Consider the following 19,288-nt stretch of genomic DNA (forward strand, 5'->3'; position numbering starts at 1 on the left):
CACTTATATTACTGCGATATGCTAACCACACAAATAATAGCTCGGTCACGTAATCACAATAATTGTGGTTTACGTCACGCAGGATGCTTACATGAATATCTACGCTACAGAAAAATCACAACAATATTTAGCGAAAGTAACCTCATTTATTAATGACAAAATTTTACCCATTGAAGCAGAATTGTTTGCAGAAAATAGACGCCTTAATCACAGTAGCGACTGGACTCAATGGCAATTATTACCGCAAATAGAAGCGCTTAAAGCACAAGCAAAAGCAGAGGGGTTATGGAATTTATTTCTGCCTGATGCCGAATTAGGTAAAGGGTTAACCTGTGTTGAATATGCCCCTTTGGCTGAAGAAATGGGACGCTCAATTTTAGCACCCGAAATTTTTAACTGTAATGCACCCGATACCGGCAACATGGAGGTGCTTTATCACTTTGGTGATAAGCAACAGCAGCAACAATGGTTAACGCCGCTACTTGCTGGTGAAATACGCTCAGTATTTGCGATGACAGAACCTGATGTCGCCTCATCGGATGCCACTAATATGCAAGCTACCATCATTGAAGACGGTGATGATGTAGTGATTAATGGCCGTAAATGGTGGTCAACGGGTTTAGGTCATCCAAACTGTAAAGTAATGATCTTTATGGGCTTGTCACATAACGATGCACCTAAACATCAACGTCATAGTATGGTATTAGTGCCGATGGACGCGCCTGGGGTCAGCATCACACGTATGTTAACCGCCTATGGTGATTATGATGCCCCTTATGGCCATGGAGAAATGGAACTCGTTAATGTATGTGTACCTAAAAGTAATGTCATTATGGGTTTAGGTAAAGGCTTTGAAATAGCTCAAGGTCGATTAGGCCCCGGTCGTATTCATCATTGCATGCGGGCTATTGGCGCAGCAGAACGCGCCTTATCATTAGCGATTGAGCGCGGACAATCTAGAGTTGCCTTTGGTCAACCTATTATCAAGCTCGGTGGCAATCTTGAACGTATTGCCCAAGCGCGCATGGCAATAGAACAAGCACGATTACTGACACTGAATGCCGCATGGAAAATCGATAACTTAGGCGTCAAGCACGCCATGACCGATATTTCGGCAATTAAAGTGGTTGTCCCAAATATGCTGACCCAAGTCGTCGACATGGCGATTCAAATGTATGGTGGCGCAGGGATTAACCATGACACACCATTAGCAGGGTTTGCAGCAATGGCCCGCAGTTTACGTTTAGCTGATGGACCGGATGAAGTGCATATGGCCATGGTGTCACGTCTTGAGTTAGCTAAGTACAAGTAATGGTGATGACTATGAAACCAATAACACAATCACAAAATGTAGTGATCACTGGCGCGGCATCGGGTTTAGGTAAAGCACTGGCACTAAAATGGGCGAGTCAGCACGCCGAAGTGTGCGTTGCAGATATTAATCAACCAGCTGGAGAACAGGTGTGTCAAGAAATCCAAGCGTTAGGAGGTAAGGCATTTTTCGTACCTTGCGATATTACCAACACAGACAGCATTACAGCGCTCGTACAAGTACTGAATGAGCGTTGGCAACATATCGATGTCTTAATCAATAATGCCGGCGTTGCGTCAGCAGATAAAATTGAAGTTGAATCTATTTTGCAATGGCGCTGGGTAATGGAAATCAACCTGTTTGGTATTGTGAATATGTGCCAACAGTTTGTTCCCATTTTTAAACAGCAAGGCGTTGGCAGTATTGTCAATGTCGCATCACAAGCTGGACTGACTCCAATCCCATTTATGTCTAGTTACAACGCATCAAAAGCGGCTGTGGTGTCGTTGTCAGAAACCTTGCGCTTAGAACTTGCCGATGACAATATCAATGTTAGCGTGTTATGCCCAGGCTTCTTTAAAACCAACTTAGGCAGCAGTCTGCGTACTCAACTGCCCACAATGGAAAAGCTGCTGGGTAAGCTATTTGATAAGTCACCCATAAATGCAACGCAAGTCGCCGACATTGCTTATCAAGGTGAAAGTAAAAAACAATTCCTCTTACTGACACATCAACAAGGCAAACGGCTTTATCAGTTAAAACGCTTATTGCCTTTGCATTGGTATTTTAAATTAGTATTGAAACAAACACATCGTCTTAGGCAATTGTTAAGGGAGGAATAAGCTTAATGAACCAACAATATCTGGATAAAGCCAAAGCGGTTCGTACCGGCGAGGAGCTTGATGCTGCGATAATTGACCCGTGGTTAAAACAACATATCGACGGACTTGAGGGAGACTTAACCATAACCCAGTACACTGGAGGTGCATCCAATTTGACTTACTGCTTAAGTTACGCCAATCGCGAGCTTATTTTACGCCGCGCGCCCAAAGGCACTAAAGCTAAAGGTGCTCACGACATGGGGCGCGAGTATCGATTACAACAAGCACTTAAACCTGTTTACCTTTATGTACCTGCAATGCTGGCACATTGTGAAGATGAAAATGTATTAGGAACTGAATTTTATGTCATGGAAAAGCTCAATGGCATTATCCCAAGACAAAACCTCCCTAAAGGCTTAAAAGTCGATAAGACGCAAGCCAGAACGCTTTGCACTAATGTAATTGATTGTTTAATCGAATTACATAAAGTGGATGTAGATGCCGCTAATCTTAACCATATCGGCAAAGGCGAAGGATATACGCAACGCCAGATTGATGGCTGGAGCCAACGCTACACTCAAGCTAAAACCTGGAATGTGCCCTCTGGCAAAAAAGTGATGGCTTGGCTACAACAACATAAACCAGCACAAGAAAGCATTTGCCTAACCCACAATGACTTTCGGTTTGATAACGTAGTGTTAGATCCAAATGACATCAGTAAGGTCAATGGAATACTCGACTGGGAACTGGCGACGCTGGGGAACCCATTAATGGATTTGGGTAATACCCTCGCCTATTGGGTTGAAGCAGATGATGACTTTTTAGCACAAATGACTCGCCGCCAACCCACACACCTTGCCGGTATGCTAACTCGACAACAAGTTGTTGAATATTATTGCGATAAAATGAATATCACCATTGATGATTTTCATTTTTATGAGGTGTTCGGTTTATTCCGTTTAGCAGGCATAGTGCAGCAAATTTATTATCGCTATCACCATAAACAAACACGCAATCCTGCATTCAAACAATTTTGGATTTTTTCACATTATTTATTGTGGCGTTGTCATCAAACAATGAAGCAAAAAGGATAACCATGGCGAATATCTATTTAATCCGTCATGGGCAAGCCAGCTTTGGCGCTAATAACTATGACAACTTATCAAGTTTAGGCCATAGTCAAGCAAGGCATTTAGGTGAGTATTTTAACCTGCGCTTAATTCAACCTAGCCATGTTATTTGCGGCAACATGACTCGACATCAACAAACACGAGATGCCTGTTTATCGACGTTGTCACCGCCTTTATTGCATGAGTCATTACAGATAAGTACCCCTTGGAATGAGTTTGATCATGAAAATGTGATTGCGGTTTATCGACCAGACTTGGCAACCCCAGATGCAATGAAGTACTACCTCCAACAACAAGCTTCACCCACAAGAGCCTTTATCGAATTATTCAGTCAAGCCATTGAACAATGGCAACAACAATCAAATTCCGCTAACGATAACAGTAACTACAACGAATCTTGGCAACACTTTACTCAACGAGTCAACCAAGGGTTACAACAACTCATCGAGCAGACAAATGACAATGACACTGTGTTTGTATTCACCTCTGGTGGCGTCATTAGTGCCGCGATGATGCAAATATTAACAGTGCCAGAAGGTCAATTTTTTAATATCAATAAACAGCTAGTTAATTGCGGCGTGACCCAGTTACAGTTGAAACGGCAACGATTGAGTTTAATCACCTTAAATGAGCATAGCTTTTTTGATGGATCACAACGCCATTTACACAGCTTAATTTAAGTTATATTCACTTTGTGAGTATCGTTAAGTGACGATGTTCAACACGTTTAGCAAAACAATTAAAACAATTAAAACAAAAATAAAGAGCACATTATGAAACGGACAAACATATTAATCACAGGGGCGAGTTCAGGTTTAGGCCGCGGTATGGCAATTGAGTTTGCTAAGCAAAATCATAATCTTGCTTTGTGCGCGAGACGAATAGACCGTCTTGAAGCATTAAAGCAAGAGTTACTAGTGATTAATCCCAATATCCAAGTATTGATTAAATCATTGGATGTTAATGACCATCCGCAAGTTTTCGACGTTTTCAGTCAATTCAAACAAGAGTTCGGTCAACTTGACCGCGTCATTGTCAACGCAGGCATGGGTAAAGGTGCCTCTATCGGTACTGGTTTTTTTGAAGCTAACTTACAAACGGCGCAAACCAACTTTATTGCTGCAATAGCCCAGTGTGAAGCTGCGATGGCTATTTTTCGTGAACAAAATAGTGGTCATTTAGTTACCATTTCATCCATTAGTGCTGTGCGTGGGTTTAGACGAGCCATGACGGTTTATGCGGCGACTAAAGCCGCCTTAACGTCGTTATCTGAAGGTATCCGTATCGATATGATGAACACACCAATAAAAGTGACCTGTATACACCCTGGCTTCATTCGCAGTGAGATTAATGAAAAAGTGAAAACGGTTCCGTTTATCGTCGACACCGAGACAGGTTGTAAAGCGATGGTGAAAGCGATTCAAAAAGAGAAAGATAATGCTTATGTACCGAGTTATCCATGGGCTATTTTACATTGGGTATTACGTATAGCCCCGCTTAGTGTGATCCGTAAAATGAGCTAAATGTTTTTAAGAAAATGAGCTAAAACAAAAATGCCAAACTCTATGTTTGGCATTCTTTTATTACGCACATTAACTTAAGCGATATTAAGCTGCCACGACTTGTCTGGCTTTACGCAATGGGTGCAAACGATTATGCATCACTTTAATGGTGTCGAATTGTACTAGCGACTTGCTGTCTGATAACTGACAGTATTGCGATAAAATCATCACTGTGGCAGCTTGTAAGCCATTATCAACGACTAATGCTAATACTTTTGAATAGCCGCAATTAAGTTGAAATAATTTACCGACTTCGCAATAAACACACTCATCACTCACATCAAAAAACCAAGACTTCGGCATTTGTGATTGTAATAAAAAATGGGCGGCGGTGGCATTCAAAGCAGTTTGAACAATACCGGCATCAGAGATATGTAAAACCTTAGGAAGTGTTTCAAGCATTTTAATGTAGAATTTTGCGTGTTCAAGATTAAATTCAGTTGCGCTTAATGCATCTGGAATTAATAGTTTTGTCTTGTATGGGGTCAAGAACTCCATCTCGGAACCCAATGAAATACTTAGCTGCTTGCAAGTCTCATTGTATTCCCAATGCCAGTCCTTGTTTGGCATTAATAACATGGCAATTTGCACCTAAATGTTGAACACTTGTGCATAATAGTTTATTTTTCACCCAATATCAAAATTTAATTATAAATTATAACATAAATTTCATAGTGTTAGCGCGATCGAACGATCTGAAATTCGATCGCGGCATGATTTTTGATCGATAATATTATGTTTTAGTCGTTATTTTGCACAATAAGCTCTAGCGATCTGATCAACCAGTTTAGGTCCTTGGTAGATAAAACCAGAGTAAATCTGCACCATGGTTGAGCCAGCGTCAAATTTAGCCAAAGCATCAGCTGCACTATTGATCCCACCCACACCAATGATCGGGATCTTGCCTTGTAAGCAGATCGCTAATTGTTTGATCACTTGTGTTGATAAATCAGCCAATGGTTTGCCACTTAAGCCACCCATTTCTTCGGCATGTTTTAAACCAGTAACAGTATCTCGGCTTAAGGTGGTGTTGGTCGCGATAACACCATCAAACTGATTACTCATCAATGAGTCAGCTATCGCGCTGATTTCTTCTGAGGTTAAATCAGGAGCAATTTTTAGCGCAACAGGGACATATTTACCATGTTTAGCGGCTAATTCAGTTTGTTTGGCTTTAATTGAGCTAAGTAAGTCATCAAGTAACTCACCGTATTGCATTGAACGTAAACCAGGAGTGTTAGGAGAGGAAATATTAACTGCAATATAGCTCGCATATTGATAAACCTTTTCCATACAAATTAGGTAGTCATCTTTACCCTGCTCTACTGGAGTGTCTTTATTTTTACCTATGTTCACGCCAACCATAATGTCAGACTTTTTGGCCATTAAATTACGAACCAGATTATCGACACCTTTATTATTAAAGCCCATACGATTAATAATGCCTTTGGCAGGTTTTAATCGAAATAAACGAGGTTGATCGTTACCAGCTTGCGGGCGTGGTGTTACTGTCCCTACTTCAACATGGCCAAAACCCATCGCATGAAAAGCATCAATTGACTCGCCGTCTTTATCTAATCCTGCTGCTAAACCGACAGGATTGGGGAACGTCAGTCCCATACAGGTTACTGGGGAAGATTTAACCTGTTGACGATAAAAACAATTCAACAGATTGTTTCCGGTCATTTTCAAACTGCCAATCGCGATATTGTGGGCTAACTCAGGGTCCATCTGAAACATTACTTTTTGCGCGAGTTTGTAAAACATGTTTTCTCCTAGACCTAAAAAAAACCCCAGCAATTGCCAGGGCTTATTCACATTATAAAAACTACTTCTGACCTTCGCAATGCAAAATCAGCAAGTTCAGTTCTCTTAAGGCGACTGAGAACTTAGCAAATTCATGGGTTTGAGAAACCTTGAAGTCCGCTAACATGTGATACCATCTTTCAAGCAATGGTTTGTTTAATGTAATCCATTGATTAATAACACTATCTGCATCGCAAGTATCTGTACAAGTACGTAATACTGCAGAACTTAATGCACGTTGTTGCCAATCAAGTTCTTCTCTGAATGCAGCACGAGCAAGTGCTTGCCAATGGTTAGCTACAGGTTGAGCACTGATTTGTTCTAAGAACCAATGTAATTCAACTTTAGCACCGAGTTTGAAGTAAGTTTCTGATACCAGCTCAACTGACTTATTCTCGATTTGAGCAATTTGTGCAATGTCTAACGCAGAGAATAATGTACTCATTTTAGCGACAACTTGTGCAACTGCTTTAGGGACATTCTCTTTCGTTAGTGCAGTAATTTCAGCAGAAATCACTTTCACTTCAGCAGCAATCATATACTGGTCAACATTGGCTTTAAGCTGTTCAAATACAGGCTTAAAGAATGCCACTGTTTGATCAATATCATGAGCACGATTGCGATGACGAATAAACCAACGACATGCTCGACGCATATTACGACGCAACTGATGTAGCATTTCACCCTGCACATGTGCCGGAGTAACACCGTTTAAGTCAGTAATAGAAGCGGTTAACTCATCAAGACCAAAGATTTCTCGGGCCATAGTATAACAAATAGCCGCTTCGGCAACTGTTGCACCGGTCTCATCTTGCATACGTTGTACAAAATTAAAGCCCATATCATTCACCAATTCATTGGCTAATGAGGTAGCAATAATTTCACCACGTAGAGGATGTGCGATCATTTTGTCAGCGTATTTTGCTTGTAACTTTTTAGGGAAATAAGCCACTAATAGCTTGCTTAAAAATGCATCTTCAGTGATTTCAGGTGTCACTAGTTGCTCTTTAAGCACCATTTTAGCGTAAGCAACTAATACCGATAGCTCTGGACGAGTTAATGCACGGCCGTTGGCTAAACGTTCTGCTAGATCGTCATCAGTTGGCAAGAACTCAAGTGCGCGGTCAAGTTTACCGTCTTTTTCAAGATACTGAATAAAACGAATTTGCTCTTTAAGTTGTGACACACCGTGTACTTGGGTAACCGAAATAGTACGGGTTTGGTCTTTACAATCTTTAATCACAATATCGCTGACTTCGTCAGTCATATCTTCAAGTAAACGGTTACGCTGTTTAACCGTTAACTCACCTTCTGCCACTAACGTGTTTAAGAAGATTTTGATGTTAACTTCGTTGTCTGAACAATCAACACCGCCAACGTTATCGACGAAGTCAGTATTCATACGGCCACCATTAGCACAGTATTCAATACGGCCTAATTGTGTACAACCTAAGTTACCGCCTTCACCAATGATTTTGGCACGTACTTCTTTACCATTTACACGTAAGGTATCGTTTGCACGGTCACCTACTTCAGCATGCGATTCTTTGCTCGACTTAACGTAGGTACCAATACCACCATTCCAAATCAAGTCTACTGGCATTTTCAGTAGTTCTTTCATCAGTTCAGTTGGGTTCATGGTGTCTTTGTCAGTGTCTAGCATCTGCTTGATTTCTGGAGTCAATTTAATTGACTTAGCAGAACGTAAGAATATCCCGCCGCCTTTAGAAATCAGTTTGGCGTTATAGTCTTCCCAGCTTGAGCGTGGCAGTACAAATAAACGCTGACGCTCAGCATAGCTTTCGGCAATTTTTGGCGTAGGGTCAATAAAGATGTGCATATGGTTAAATGCAGCAACCAATTGAGTTTGCTCAGATAGCAGCATACCGTTACCAAATACGTCACCAGCCATGTCACCAATAGCCACACAACTAAATGGAGTGGTTTGACAATCAACACCAATTTCGCGGAAATGACGTTTAACAGACTCCCACGCACCACGGGCAGTAATGCCCATTTTTTTATGGTCATAGCCGTTACTACCACCAGAGGCAAATGCATCGCCTAACCAGAAGTTGTATTCAATCGCAATAGCGTTAGCAATGTCTGAGAATGTTGCCGTGCCTTTATCAGCTGCAACGACCAAATATGGATCGTCTTCATCATGACGTACAACATCTACGGGTGGAACCACTTCACCATTAACAATGTTGTCCGAAATATCTAATAACGCACGAATGAAGATACGGTAACATTCTTGTCCTTCCGTAAATAATGCCTCGCGGCCACCTTCTGTCGGCAGTTGTTTACACACAAAACCACCTTTTGCGCCCACAGGCACAATCACGGTGTTTTTAACTTGCTGTGCTTTTACTAAGCCTAATACTTCGGTACGGAAGTCTTCACGACGATCTGACCAACGTAAACCACCGCGAGCCACTTTACCGCCACGTAAATGCACACCTTCAACACGAGGCGAATACACGAATATTTCAAACTTCGGTAACGGCTTAGGCATTTCAGGAATTAAGCCCGGTGCAAACTTAAACGAGATATAGTCTTTCGCTTTTCCGCCAATGGCAGTTTGATAGAAGTTAGTTCGTAATGTGGCGTTAATTAAATCCAAGTAACGACGAATAATACGGTCATCATCTAAGCTTGAAACGTCATCAAGTTGTATGTTCACCTGTTCAAGGAACTTACTTAAGGTGCGCGTTTTTAGTTTAGGGTTAAACTTACGGATGAACATTTTCACCAATAAGTCCGCTAATTTAGGATAACGGCTAAACGTTTCTTCGATGTACGACTGACTGAATGTTGCATCAATTTGGCGCATATACTTAGCATAAGCACGCAAAATAGACACTTCACGACCACTGAGGCCTGTTGACAGTACCATACGGTTAAAGCCGTCGTCTTCTAACTTCTTCTGCCACACTTGCAATAAAGCCGTTTGGAAACGGTCTTGGCTATCAGCTAAGTTTTCTGTCGCTGCACCCTGCACTGTCATTAAGAAGTCTAAAATCCAGAATGTCGCACCATCATTAGTTTTGACTTCGTATGGACGTTCATTAATCACACGTAAACCAAAGTTTTCAAGCATTGGTAGTACGTCAGACAAGTGAATAGGCTCGTCTTTATGGAACAGTTTCAAACGGACTTTATTGTCATTCAACGCAGTTTCTTGCGGTTGATAAAACAACATACCTAATTTGTGTTCGTCATCCAATGCTTCAAGGTGCTGCATGTCAACAACAGCTGAACTTGGAAGCACATCATCTTTATAACTAGGTGGGAAAGCATTTAAATAACGTTTTGTCAGTCCCGTTCCAGCTTGCTCACCAACGGCATTGTTTAATGCTGTGTGCAGTTTGTCGTCCCATGAGCGAGCAGCTTCGATAAGATTTCTTTCAATGGCGGCCACATCAACATCCATATTGTTATTATCAACTTTGATAATATAGTGAGTTCGAGCCAATGTAGACTCTGAGAAGTACGTGGTGAACTCAACATCTTCTGTACTTTTAAAATGTTGTGCCAGAATGCGTTGAGTATCTTGACGTAATTTAGTGTTGTAGCGGTCTTTAGACACATAAACTAAACACGACAAGAAACGGCCATAACCGTCTTTACGCACAAATAACTTTAACTTGTCACGATCTTGCATTTCTAAAACACCGTGAGCGATGTTTGATAGCTCAGGATCTTTAGCTTGAATTAGCTCATCACGAGGTAGGTTCTCAAGAATATTCATTAACGCTTTATAATCATGAGAGCGCGGTGCTAGCCCTGAGTTATCAAGAATGCGCTGAACCTTTTCACCCAATAATGGGATTTCGCGTGGACTACGGTTATAAAGATTAGAAGCATATAAACCAATGAAACGATCTTCACCAATTACGTTGCCTTTTTTGTCAAAACGTTTAACACCAATATAATCTACATAAGCTGGACGATGTACACGGCTTTTAGCAGAGCTTTTGGTGAGAACGAGTAAGCTTTCATCTAACGCCTCTTTACGGGCTGAATCAGATAAACTTGAAAGTAATAAACCACGCTCACTATTGGAGGTTTTTGAACGGTTCATTAGCCCTAAGCTAGATTCAATGTTAGGAACAAGCTCAACATCACCTTCAACACGTTTTAGATCGTAATAACGATAGCCAAGCAAAGTGAAATGATGGTTGTTCAAGTAGTTTAAGAAATCAACTGACTCTTTCAGTTCCGTTTTATCACCCGGGAAAGGACGTGAAGGTAATTGTTTAATAGTATCGGTTAATGTATCTGACATTAATTGCCAATCATTGACCGACGCAGAGACATCAGCAAGAACAGATTGAATTTCTTTTTCAATCGCCTTAATGTCAGCATCACTATTTTGCTTGTCAATTTCGACTAAAAATACAGCAACATTATTGCTGCTGTCTGTCGTGTCATTAACAAATGACACATCTGACACATTGTTGTTATTACTGCGTACTACGGCTAATGGCGTGTGCAACATCACATGAGCAGTGATGCCCATTCGATTTAACGCCATTGAGAGCGAGTCAACCAAGAAAGGCATATCAAGTTGGATAACCTCAATAATGCTGTGAGTTGACTGCCAGCCATGTTTTGCTTGGCTTGGATTAAATACACGGATGTGGGTTTCATCCTGGGCCGTTTTATTCAGCGCATTCCAAAGGCTCACTACAGCACCATATAAATCACTGTCATTACGAGCATTGAGATCGTCTTTTGACATATGGGCATAGAGGCAATTAGCAAATTGCTCAACTTGTTTGGCTTGAGAATTAGGGATTTTTGTGTGAATTAAATTGACTACATTTTCCAGTAGTACTGAAGGCATTGCATCTTTCAAGGCCATGTTGCAGATTCCTTAAGCGTCTATGGCAGCGCTCTTATCATTATATGGATGCTTCGGCTTGTTGATTCAGTCGGTCCGAGTCATTTTGTGTCTATCACGTAAATAACTGTTTTTCGTTTAACAATAGAAACTCATATTTGAGATCTGGTGCAAAGTTTATTACTAAATTGCTGCTATATCGAGGAAAATTTTAGTGGTACATCCTCTATAAATCCAGTCGACAGCATAGATTAGTGTTTAAAATGACATTTAAGTCGTTTGCATAGAGTAACTATGCAAAATAAAAAAGGGAGCTAAGCTCCCTTTTTTATTTAATTACATGTTTTAGTTACTTTTTTCGCCAAAACATCGCTGATAGTGCGGGTAGAATAATAATTGCTCCCAACATATTCACTAAAAACATAAATGTAAGCAAAATACCCATATCCATTTGGAATTTAAGATCTGAAAAGAACCAAGTACTCACCCCAATAGCTAACGTCAAGCCAGTGAAGATAACCGCGCTGCCGCGCTCAACCAAAGCTTCAAAATACGCTTGTTGAACCGGCATACCATTACTGAGTTTATTAGACATCGTCGACAAGATATAAATACCGTAATCGACGCCAATACCTACACCCAATGCAATAACAGGTAAGGTACTCACCGCAAGTCCAATATCAAGCAGGGTCATTAATGCTTGCGCCAATGTAGATACCACATAAAGCGGTATAATGACTGCAATAGTCGCCTTCAGAGATTTAAAACTAATTAAACACAACACAAACACTGCACCATAAACATATAACATCATTGGTAGCTGAGCTTCGCTCACGGCTTCATTTGTGGCTGCCATGACACCAACTGGGCCTGAAGCTAACTTAAATTGCAGAGTGTCCGAGTTAAGTTGCGCAGCAACGGCTTTAACTTTATCGACAACTACCTCAATGGTTTCAGCTTTGTGATCCTTTAAGAACAAGTACACTGGCATCACTGAACAGTTACTATTGAGCAAACCTGACGTTGTCGGTACTTGACCAACGGCTTGTACTAAGCTGGCAGTGGTACGAGGTAAAATTTCCCATTTTGGGTTACCTTCGTTAAAACCTGCATTCACTTTTTTAGCAATAGATGCCAAGCTCGCCGTTGACTCTACACCAACAGTATTGGCCATCATCCATTCAAACTGGTCTATTTGTGTTAGGACAGAATGATAAGTACAAGCTTCTGGTGTTGCTTCGACAATCACTGTCATCACATCGGTGGTAATAGAAAAGTGATCAGTAATAAAGAAGGTGTCTTGGTTATAACGAGAATCTTGATGCAGTGCTGGTGCCCCACCTTGTAAATCACCTATTTGCATTTTTGAAGCTTGTTGAAAACCAACCACATAAAGAATTACTGTCGAAATTAATACTACAACGGCATATTTTGGCGTCGCAAACTTAGACAATGCTCGCCAAATATTTTCAATTTTTTGGCGTTTCTCAGGATCATCTTGCTTGTTGGGTAATTCAAAATATGAAATAACCAATGGTAGTAATATAAGGTTAGTTAAAATAATGACTGCAACTCCTAGCGATGCAGAAATTGCCAACTCACGAATAATACCAATATCAATGGCCAATAAGGTTAAAAAACCGACCGTATCAGACAATAAAGCAACACCACCGGGTACTAATAAACTGCGAAAAGCTGACGCTGCTGCGGCTTTAGTTGTTTGACCATCAAGCACCCGACGACGTACAGCATTGATCATCTGCACTCCGTGACTCACACCAATAGCAAACACCAAAAATGGCACTAAAATCGACATGGGGTCTAAACCAAATCCGACCACAGTTAATAGCCCTAACTGCCAAAAAACAGCAATCAAACTACACATTAATGGCAAGATAGTGAGCATTATCGATTTTGAAAATAAGTACACCATCACAGCAGTAATGGCTATGGCGATTAAAAAGAACAGCAATACGCCTTTAGCACCTTCGGCAACATCGCCAGCCATTTTGGCAAAACCGATGATGTGAATTTTAATTTGATCGTTTTCAAATTTGCCGCGAAGCTCTTGTTCTAATTGATTTGCAAACGCAATAGTATCAATGGCCTCACCCGTTTGAGGGTCAAACTCCATTAACTGCGCAGACACCATGGCAGAGGTATAATCATTGCCGATAAGTCGGCCTACAATGCCCGCTTTTTCTATATTATCGCGAACTATTTTAAGTCCATAATCATCATTACGAAAATCAGCGGGGATCACCGGACCGCCAGCAAAGCCATCTTCTACAACTTCGGTAAAACGTGTTGAAGGTGAAAATAACGACTTAACCTGAGAACGTTCTACACCTGGAATAAAAAATAATTGATCGTGAACATTTTTCAGCGCATCAAAAAATACCGGGTTAAATATATTGCCACTGGTATCTTCTACCGCCACCATAATACTGTTAGCACCACCAAAATCTTTTTGATGTTTGGTATACGTTTGCATGTACGAATGATTGAGTGGGATATTTTTACTAAAAGCGGCATCCATTTTTAATTGGCTGGCTTGATACCCTAAGAAAAAGGTAATAAAAATAAACGAAATGATGACCCATTTTCGATTACGGAATAAATGAGATTCAAATCCATTGACCAGTTTTTCTAACATCTTTTCGGCCCTATTATTGTTGTTTTAATTGTCCAATCTAACCTTAAGGTTAGTCAAGCTGGAACAGTCCCTTAGAACCGGCAAACCATAACTGGCCTTTACTGTCTTTAGCTATTGCCACTATATTCTCGCCTTGGCGTCTGGCCACAATTGTTGCTTTACCATCATCTACTGACAACACTATCCCAGCATTTCCGACTAGGTATAGCTCATTATTAGCGTTAATCAGTGCGCTATTAATTGATGATTGGACAGGTAAATCAACCTCTTGCCATGAAGATAGTGTTAAGTCTGATTTAAACACGTGACCGCGTAATCCCATGACATAAACATCTTCACCAACTTCAATGGCATTAAACATTGAACCATCGTAATCGAAGTTAGTTTTCGAGAATGTTTGGCCGTTATCACTTGATACCGCAACCATGCCAAGTTCACCCACAAGCAATAAGCGTCTATCCTTGAGGCGAATTAAGCGATTAAAATGGGGTAATAATGATGCTCGTTCAGACAAATATAATGCTTCATCTTCTGCTTTAAGTTCATTTAAATAGGCGATGTCTTCTTCAAATAATAATTCTTGATGAAACTCTTGTTGCCATGTTTTTCCGCCATCTGCGGTGCGATAAAATAATCCATAAGCACCTACCGCAATACCATCGACAGGGCTATAAAAACGAATATCTAATAACGGTTTCTCAATTTCTGCAGATTGCATCTGCACAGACCACGTTAATCCACCATCTTGAGTATGGATAATGGTTGCATCATGGCCGACGGCCCAACCTTGCTTGTCATCGAAAAAAAACACTTTGGTTAATTGAGACAATACAGGAGTTGCAACTTGGTGCCATTGATTATCGTCTAATAGCAACACATTACCGCGTTGACCTACCGCGACAAGTTTGTCACCCGCATTAGCAATATCAAGCAATAAAGAGGATTGAGCTCGGGGTTGAATTTGAACAGAGAGTGGATCGAGTTGAGCATCTACTGAAGTAGTATATAAACATGCACTAATCCCAATCGCCACTACACTGCGAAGCATGCTAAACGTCATACAAACTTCCTTTAAAATTTATAGGGGCGCTACGGCGCCCCATTTTATCTATGGCTTATTAACGAATACCAGCACGTCTTAATGCGTCTGGGGTAAAGTTAGACTCTGAAAGTGATGCATCAAAATTATACATACGGCCTTCGTTGTCTAAACCCATCGCTAAATAACGGCGTGATTGAAGATCATGGAACACTTCCAATGTACTCCAAAGCGCAGGCACTTCATAATAGTTGATAAGGTGAGCTACACCCACACGATAAAGCTCATCGCGGTTATCATATATATCAGTTACCGCAACTTGCCATGAATCTTCATCAATATAGAAAACACGACTTTTATAAGTATGACGCATGCCTTCTTTTAACGTCGCTTTGACTTCCCATACACGATGTTTTTCATAACGTGGATACTCAGGGTTAATATGACCAGGTTTTAAAATTTGGTCATACTTCAACGCATCTGAATGTAAACGATAATCATTGTAAGGAATGTAGATCTCTTTTTTACCGACTAATTCCCAGTTATAACGGATTGGAGAGCCGTTAAACATATCGAAATCATCTGTTGTTCTTAACCCATCAGATACAGTACCTGGAGTATCAAAAGCTACGTTAGGAGCTTTACGAACGCGGCGCTGTCCAGTGTTGTAAGTCCAAGCTTGGCGTGGAAGCGCTTCTTGATCCATGGTTTCTTTTACAAGTAGTGCAGTACCTGCGAGTCGCGCTGGTTGAGTAACAACTTGTTTAAAGTAAAACAACGTATTTGTTTCTTTAAGCTTCTCTAAGGTCACCTCTGGACGAGAATATTCAAAACGAATTTCCTCAGCGTTTTCAACCAGAGTATAAGAACCATTTGACATAGGCGCGGCTTGGCTACGATATGTTTCTACATCGACACCGCGATAACGTAAAATATGATTCCAAATCACTTCTAAACCGTTAGCCGGGATTGGAAATGGCACACCAATGGTCGCCCCAGTAATACCGTTACCTTGTGAAACTAACTCAGCTCTAACAGCATTGGCTTTAGTCGCATCATAAACATATTGAGGTACAGCTGCAGTACGACGGCTTTCATAAACATTCATTTTGTAAGTATCTGGATATACTTCAAATAACTGTTTCTGACCCGGAGTTAAAAACTCAGCGTATTGGGCTTTATTTTCATTAGTGATGGTAAATAACACTTTATCAGTTGGGAATGGATCGGGATGATGCATACCCTTAGTGTAGCCTGCAATAGGCTTGCTAATACCACCAGTCCAGGCTGGAATTGAACCATCGGCATTAGCCGCTTTTTCTGCACCCATAGGGGTTAATGTTGTACCCAATTTGTCTGCATCAGCTTGTGATACTTTCGCCAGCGCAGCAGGTGCACTCAGTGCTAGCATCACTGCTGCCGATAATATCGTCAGTTTCTTCATTATAAATATCCTTCTAAATCGAATACTTGACGTTGAAAGAGATGTAATCTCTGTCTGTCATCGCATTTGTTGTTCCTACGCCACCAAAGAAGCTGTTGTAAGAAATGTCTGCGCCCCAGCGACTTTGATAATCAAAGTTCACACCTAAAGCCACAGATTTTCTGCCTTCGGTGAATAAGAACATTGGATCCGGTGTAATACCATCAACGTCGTGAGAGAAAATCACTCTTGGGTACATGTTCACACCAGCAAACACGTTGTTAAAGTCAGCTTTAGCCACTAAACGATAACCCCACGCAAAATCTGTTGGGAATGGATTGGTTTCTGGACCATTGTGCAGAGCGGCAATAATACCCGTCATTTCTGGGTTACCGCCAGAACGAGCGGTTCCTGGACCGTTTAGACGTAATTCGTCAAAACCAGGCATATCATGGATCCACACACCACCCACTTCAGCAAGCATGGTTAAGTTATCTAAACCAAGTGTTGGACCGAATAAATGAGTAAAGGTTACCTGTGCTTGAGTCGTATCGGTAAGTATAAACCCCTCAGCGTTTGAGCCAGGTTCCACATTATCCATTTGTGAAATACCATCTAAATCAGGACGAAGTCCTGCATTTGCAAGCTGTTGAGGCATCGCTAAGAAAAGTAATTCAACGTCATCAATTTGTAATGGCTCATCAACACGGTGTGAAATTTCACCAGCAACAGATGTGTCACCCACTAATGTGTTAAAGCTAAAACCATATAACTGAATATCTTCAGGGTATACGATTTGCGACTTGGTAAAGGTTTCCATGCTTAACAACAGTTCACGGTCTATAACGCCACCACTTTGCGCCAAACGTCCATAATCACGACCTATAGCATCTGCATTAAAGTTAGAGGCAGTACCACTGATGATTGGGCGACGGCTATGGTAATTCATGTAATAAAGACCGAACTCTGTTTCGCCTAGTTCTGGAGAGTAATAGCCTAATTTAACACCAAACTGGCCATCGTCACTAGGATCTGCAGCATCTTGAACTAAAGCAACCTTAGTTGAATAAGCAGTCATGTAAGCGGCATATGCCGGGTTAAACCCAGTAGCAGCTGCAGCTTCATATAAACGTGTGTATTCTGAAATTAGGAAGTCTTGGTTGATATCCGGATTTGAGTTGAAACCTAATTGTGCATTTTGGTTGTAACCACCATACCCAGCAAAATCATTGGTTGCAAAGTTAGAACCCGGTGTAGGGATCCAAATCGGTTGCCAATCATATTGATAAAATGCTTCAAGGTTTAGGTTTTCAGTTAACCCTAACGATGCCCAAACCATGCCTTGCGGACGAAATGCTTCTTTAAGCTCCGCACCTGGTGCATTAAGAATATTTAAATCGACAGCATTGATTTCAGCAATACCGTGAGAGATCAGGGTGCTTTCGCCCCATGAAACTACTTGGTTACCCACGCGAACACTTAATGGGTTAGCACCGTCATTTAAGTCCCAGTTACCGTAAACAAATGCATCTAATAAGCGAATGTCTTTACATTGCACTTCTGATGCTTTGTTATCTTCACAAGGATCGAATTCTTTTCCGGTTAATGGATCGTTAAAGCCATAATCACCATCATTTAATTTGCGATCGTAAAAATACATACCGCGTAAAAAGATACCGTAATTTTCGTACTTCAGTGATAACTCGTGAAGACCTTTAACAATCTCAGAAGTAGTATCACCTTGCGCATACAACAAATTACTTAAATCGTTGTTGCTTGAATAAGAACCCGGCTGAGCCCAAATTTCCGCTGATGTATATTTGGTAGAGCCAAATGCACCACCAAATGCAGAATAACCAGACCAATCAAATTGTGGTTGGTTCACCTTACCGATTTGGTTACTCCAATCACGGTCTGATACACGCCAACTCGCGCCTGCAGTCCATGTAGAGTCGAATGTACCTCGTACATCACCCCAATCAAAAGAAACAGCTGAGGCTGAAGTGCTCATTCCCAAACATAATGCCGACACCACCCCCAAAGCGAGAGCCGACTTGTTAAATCTTTTTTTAACAATATTCATTTTAGTTCATCTCCGTAACCTGTTGGATTAGTTGTTATAGGAATTTAACCAACATCTTGTTAGCCCACAGGCAACACCATTGTTACAGCATTTAACTATATTGAGCAAGGTCAAAAAAAAGAAAATGTTTAAGAAAATTAACGATGTTTGGCTAAATATGACGAAATAAAACCAGCTTATATTTGAATTAACACAGACGATATATTTACAATCATTTAACCATTAACGAAAAAAGTTTATTTTCATATACTTATAAATATTCACAAGTTGCTACTTCACACACTACTAATCAATCAAACGTTTGAAGTAAATACTCTATAATTTATTAAGTGATTTGAAATTCCCTTCTCGATTTAGGACTAATTTGAACTGTCCGTGAATACCTTGAGGGGTTAAATAAGGTCTAAAATACTTACCATTTATGTGCAATACGCGACCTTGATGGTCTCTGACCTGCACTTTCTCTGCAAGTCCTTGGTAATACGGTAGAAATGCTTCATAACTTACGTTAAGAGAAAATAAAAACTCCATCATTTACTCCATAAAAAGGAGAGCAAGCTCTCCTTTTTAACATACTAAACAGTCTGCCTATTCACACTAGATGAGC

Annotated in this window: 13 protein-coding genes; 5 read left to right on the plus strand and 8 right to left on the minus strand. The window is 40.8% G+C overall.

Annotated features, from left to right (window positions below; genetic code table 11):
* The first annotated feature begins 91 nt into the window (after window positions 1-91).
* The 5 genes from EGC86_RS11340 (at window position 92) to EGC86_RS11360 (ending at window position 4,786) form a co-directional block, all read left to right on the plus strand.
* Window positions 92-1,312: an acyl-CoA dehydrogenase family protein gene (locus EGC86_RS11340; RefSeq protein WP_123777635.1), complete on the plus strand. Its 1,221-nt coding sequence runs from the start codon at window positions 92-94 to the stop codon at window positions 1,310-1,312.
* A gap of 11 nt (window positions 1,313-1,323) precedes the next feature.
* Complete coding sequence (locus EGC86_RS11345) at window positions 1,324-2,154, plus strand: SDR family oxidoreductase (RefSeq protein WP_123777636.1); 831 nt, start codon at window positions 1,324-1,326, stop codon at window positions 2,152-2,154.
* A 5-nt stretch (window positions 2,155-2,159) separates the two neighbouring features.
* Window positions 2,160-3,227: a phosphotransferase family protein gene (locus EGC86_RS11350; RefSeq protein WP_123777637.1), complete on the plus strand. Its 1,068-nt coding sequence runs from the start codon at window positions 2,160-2,162 to the stop codon at window positions 3,225-3,227.
* A gap of 2 nt (window positions 3,228-3,229) precedes the next feature.
* Entirely contained in the window at window positions 3,230-3,943 is a 714-nt protein-coding gene (locus tag EGC86_RS11355) for a histidine phosphatase family protein (protein ID WP_123777638.1), read from the plus strand.
* 93 nt (window positions 3,944-4,036) lie between these two features.
* On the plus strand, window positions 4,037-4,786 hold the full coding sequence (locus EGC86_RS11360) for an SDR family oxidoreductase (protein ID WP_123777639.1): 750 nt from the start codon (window positions 4,037-4,039) through the stop codon (window positions 4,784-4,786).
* Between the two features lie 84 nt (window positions 4,787-4,870).
* Here the strand turns inward: EGC86_RS11360 and EGC86_RS11365 are convergent, their stop codons facing one another.
* The 8 genes from EGC86_RS11365 to EGC86_RS11400 form a co-directional block, all read right to left on the minus strand.
* Window positions 4,871-5,404 carry a cell division protein ZapC gene (locus EGC86_RS11365; RefSeq protein ID WP_123777640.1) on the minus strand — a complete coding sequence of 178 codons (534 nt, stop codon included), beginning with the start codon at window positions 5,402-5,404 and terminating at the stop codon, window positions 4,871-4,873.
* A 168-nt stretch (window positions 5,405-5,572) separates the two neighbouring features.
* On the minus strand, window positions 5,573-6,592 hold the full coding sequence (pyrD, locus tag EGC86_RS11370) for a quinone-dependent dihydroorotate dehydrogenase (protein ID WP_123777641.1): 1,020 nt from the start codon (window positions 6,590-6,592) through the stop codon (window positions 5,573-5,575).
* A 61-nt stretch (window positions 6,593-6,653) separates the two neighbouring features.
* A complete protein-coding gene (locus tag EGC86_RS11375) occupies window positions 6,654-11,501 on the minus strand; it encodes an NAD-glutamate dehydrogenase (RefSeq protein WP_123777642.1) in 4,848 nt (1,615 codons plus the stop codon).
* Window positions 11,502-11,829: 328 nt separating this feature from the next.
* A complete protein-coding gene (locus EGC86_RS11380; RefSeq protein WP_123777643.1) occupies window positions 11,830-14,136 on the minus strand; it encodes an efflux RND transporter permease subunit in 2,307 nt (768 codons plus the stop codon).
* A gap of 49 nt (window positions 14,137-14,185) precedes the next feature.
* Window positions 14,186-15,196 (minus strand): WD40/YVTN/BNR-like repeat-containing protein, encoded by a 1,011-nt coding sequence (locus tag EGC86_RS11385; protein WP_011637679.1) that lies wholly within the window; start codon window positions 15,194-15,196, stop codon window positions 14,186-14,188.
* Between the two features lie 58 nt (window positions 15,197-15,254).
* Window positions 15,255-16,619: a DUF1329 domain-containing protein gene (locus EGC86_RS11390; protein WP_123777644.1), complete on the minus strand. Its 1,365-nt coding sequence runs from the start codon at window positions 16,617-16,619 to the stop codon at window positions 15,255-15,257.
* A 13-nt stretch (window positions 16,620-16,632) separates the two neighbouring features.
* Window positions 16,633-18,681: a DUF1302 domain-containing protein gene (locus EGC86_RS11395; RefSeq protein ID WP_123777645.1), complete on the minus strand. Its 2,049-nt coding sequence runs from the start codon at window positions 18,679-18,681 to the stop codon at window positions 16,633-16,635.
* 315 nt (window positions 18,682-18,996) lie between these two features.
* On the minus strand, window positions 18,997-19,212 hold the full coding sequence (locus EGC86_RS11400) for a DUF2835 domain-containing protein (RefSeq protein ID WP_041413003.1): 216 nt from the start codon (window positions 19,210-19,212) through the stop codon (window positions 18,997-18,999).
* Between the last annotated feature and the right edge of the window lie 76 nt (window positions 19,213-19,288).

Source organism: Shewanella frigidimarina (genome assembly GCF_003797125.1).
Classification (GTDB): domain Bacteria; phylum Pseudomonadota; class Gammaproteobacteria; order Enterobacterales; family Shewanellaceae; genus Shewanella; species Shewanella frigidimarina.